The 3277-nt window shown below is 74.8% G+C and carries 3 protein-coding genes; all 3 read left to right on the top strand.

Features of this window, described 5'->3' with window-relative positions; all coding sequences use genetic code 11:
- Positions 1-566, top strand: a 566-nt coding sequence (locus SSOG_RS34630; RefSeq protein WP_208867392.1) for a cobalamin biosynthesis protein, incomplete at its 5' end; no start/stop codon positions are given.
- Positions 563-2092, top strand: a complete 1530-nt coding sequence (locus tag SSOG_RS34625) for a cobyric acid synthase (protein WP_009718925.1) — start codon at positions 563-565, stop codon at positions 2090-2092. The genes SSOG_RS34630 and SSOG_RS34625, both read left to right, overlap by 4 nt.
- 58 nt (positions 2093-2150) lie before the next feature.
- A partial coding sequence (locus tag SSOG_RS34620) for a magnesium chelatase ATPase subunit I (protein ID WP_154686120.1) occupies positions 2151-3277 on the top strand: 1127 nt, incomplete at its 3' end.

Below are 3277 nucleotides of genomic sequence, written 5' to 3'. Positions count from 1 at the left end.
CACAGCAGATCGCGCGGGCGGTCGTCGAGTCGGTGGCCGAGAACACCTCGGACGCGGTGGTGGGCGCGCTGGTGTGGGGGGCCGTGGCCGGGGTGCCGGGGCTCGTCGGCTTCCGCGCCGTCAACACCCTGGACGCCATGGTGGGCCACAAGTCGGCCCGTTACCGCCGGTTCGGCTGGGCGGCGGCCCGGCTGGACGATGTCGCGGGCTGGCCCGGCGCCCGGCTCACCGCCGCCCTGGCCGCCCTCGCCGGGCCCGATCCGCGCGGCGCGTGGCGCGCCTGGCGCGACGACGGCGGACGCCACCCGAGCCCCAACGCGGGCCCGGTGGAGGCGGCGTTCGCGGGCGCGCTGGGGGTCCGGCTGGGCGGCACGCTGGCGTACGCGGGCCGGGTCGAGCACCGCCCGGTGCTGAACCCGGGCGGCCGTCCCGTGGCGGCGGCCGACATTCCGCGGGCGATCCGCCTCTCGCGGCAGGTGTCGGCGCTCGCGCTGCTCACCACCGTCGTGGCTCGTTCCGGAGCCGGTCGGGGCTCCGGAGCCGATCAGGAAAGGGTGAACAGATGACCCTGGGGGGCGGACTGCTCATCGCGGGAACGACCTCGGACGCCGGGAAGAGCGTCGTCACGGCGGGCATATGCCGCTGGCTGGCACGCAAAGGGCTCCGGGTCGCCCCGTTCAAGGCACAGAACATGTCGCTCAACTCCTTCGTCACCCGGGACGGCGCCGAGATCGGGCGCGCCCAGGCGATGCAGGCCGCCGCCGCGCGCGTCGAACCGAGCGCCCTGATGAACCCGGTCCTGCTGAAGCCGGGCAGCGACCGCAGCAGCCAGGTGGTGCTGCTCGGCAAAGCGGTGGGCGAGATGAGCGCCCGCGGCTACCACTCCGAGCGGCGCGAAGGGCTGCTGGAGACCGTCACCGACTGCCTGACCGAGCTGCGGCGCACCCATGACGCGGTGATCTGCGAGGGCGCGGGCAGCCCGGCCGAGATCAATCTGCGCCGCACCGACATCGTCAACCTGGGTCTCGCCCGGGCCGCGGGGCTGCCGGTCGTCGTGGTCGGGGACATCGACCGCGGCGGCGTCTTCGCGTCCTTCTTCGGCACGACCGCGCTGCTGTCCCGCGAGGACCAGCGGCATATCGCCGCCTATGTGGTGAACAAGTTCCGCGGCGATGTGAGCCTGCTGGAACCCGGTCTGGACATGCTGCGCGACCTCACCGGGCGGCCGACCGTCGGCGTGCTGCCGTACGCGCACGGCCTCGGCATCGACGAGGAGGACGGGCTGCGCGTCTCGCTGCGCGGCACCGTGCGCGAGAGCGTCGTCGCACCGCCGTACGGCGCGGACGTGCTGCGGGTCGCGGTGGCCGCCGTACCGCTGATGTCCAACTTCACCGACGTGGACGCGCTGGCCGCCGAGCCGGGCGTGATCGTGCGCTTCGTGGACCGCCCGGAGGAGCTGGCCGACGCCGATCTGGTGGTGCTGCCGGGCACCCGGGGCACCGTGAAGGCGCTGGAGTGGCTGCGCGAGCGCGGTCTCGCCGACGCGATCGCGCGGCGCGCCGCGGAGGGGCGCCCGGTGCTCGGGCTCTGCGGCGGCTTCCAGGCACTGGGCGAGCGCATCGATGACGAGGTCGAGTCGAAGGCCGGGACGGTCGAGGGCCTCGGGCTGCTGCCCGTACGGGTCCGCTTCGCGGCCGACAAGACCCTGGCCCGGCCGGTGGGCGAGGCGCTGGGCGAGCCGGTGGCGGGCTACGAGATCCACCACGGGGTCGCCGAACTGCTCCACGGGGGCGACGAACCGTTCCTGGACGGCTGCCGGGTAGGCCCGGTGTGGGGCACCCACTGGCACGGTTCGCTGGAGAGCGACGGCTTCCGCCGCGCCTTCCTGCGGCGGGTCGCGGAGGCTTCGGGCCGGGCGTTCGTGCCCGCGCCGGACACCCGCTTCGGGGAGCTGCGCGAGGAGCAGCTGGACCGGCTGGGCGATCTGATCGAGGAGCACGCGGACACAGACGCGCTGCTGAGGCTCATCGAGGGCGGCGTACCGGACGGGCTGCCCTTCGTGCCGCCCGGGGCGCCGGGAGGAACGGATTGAGCACGAGACGCGAGCCCATACGCACCGACCGCGCACGCACCGTAGGAGGTACCTGAGCATGACCACCGCTGCCTACCCGTTCACCGCGGTCGTCGGAATGGACGACATGCGGCTCGCCCTGCTCCTCAACGCCGTCTCGCCCGCCGTGGGCGGTGTGCTGGTGCGCGGCGAGAAGGGGACGGCCAAGTCGACGGCCGTGCGCGCGCTGTCCACACTGCTGCCGCCGGTCGACGTCGTCCCCGGCTGCCGCTTCTCGTGCGATCCGGCCGCGCCCGACCCGGGCTGCCCGGACGGACCGCACGAGACCGCCCCCGGGGACGCGCGCCCCGCGCGGATGGTGGAGCTGCCGGTCGGCGCGTCCGAGGACCGTCTCGTCGGGTCGCTGGACATCGAGCGGGCGCTGTCGGACGGGGTCAAGGCGTTCGAGCCGGGACTGCTCGCGGACGCGCACCGCGGGGTGCTGTACGTCGACGAGGTCAACCTGCTGCACGACCACCTGATCGACCTGCTGCTCGACGCGGCCGCCATGGGCGCCTCCTATGTGGAGCGCGAGGGCGTCTCCGTACGGCATGCCGCGCGCTTCCTGCTGGTGGGCACCATGAACCCGGAGGAGGGCGAGCTGCGGCCGCAGCTGCTGGACCGCTTCGGGCTCACCGTCGAGGTCACGGCGTCGAGGGACACCGAGGAGCGGGTCGAGGTGGTGCGCCGGAGGCTGGCGTACGACGAGGACCCGGCCGGGTTCGCCGCGCGCTGGGCGCGCGAGGAGGGCGAGCTGCGGGACCGCATAGCGGCGGCGCGCGCCCTGCTGCCCGCCGTCCGGCTGGGCGACCGCGCGCTGCGGCAGATCGCCGCGGTGTGCGCGGCGTTCGAGGTGGACGGGATGCGCGCGGACATCGTGACGGCGCGTACGGCGACTGCGCTGGCCGCCTGGGCGGGCCGGACGGACGTACGGACCGAGGACGTACGGCAGGCCGCGCTCCTGTCGCTCCCCCACCGGCGGCGGCGGGCGCCGTTCGACGCGCCGGGGCTGGACGAGGACAAGCTGGACGAGGTGCTGCGGCAGTTCGAGGACGAGGAGCCGGAGCCGGAACCCGAGCCGGAATCCTCTGATGCCGATGAGGGCCCCGACGACGACCCCGACGGGCCGGGCGGGGGCGGCGGTCCCGATGGCGGGGACGGGCCCGG

It is taken from the genome of Streptomyces himastatinicus ATCC 53653 (assembly GCF_000158915.1).
GTDB lineage: Bacteria > Actinomycetota > Actinomycetes > Streptomycetales > Streptomycetaceae > Streptomyces > Streptomyces himastatinicus.
The sequence above is the reverse complement of the archived record's forward strand: the minus strand, read 5'-3'. Positions and strand labels throughout refer to the sequence as shown.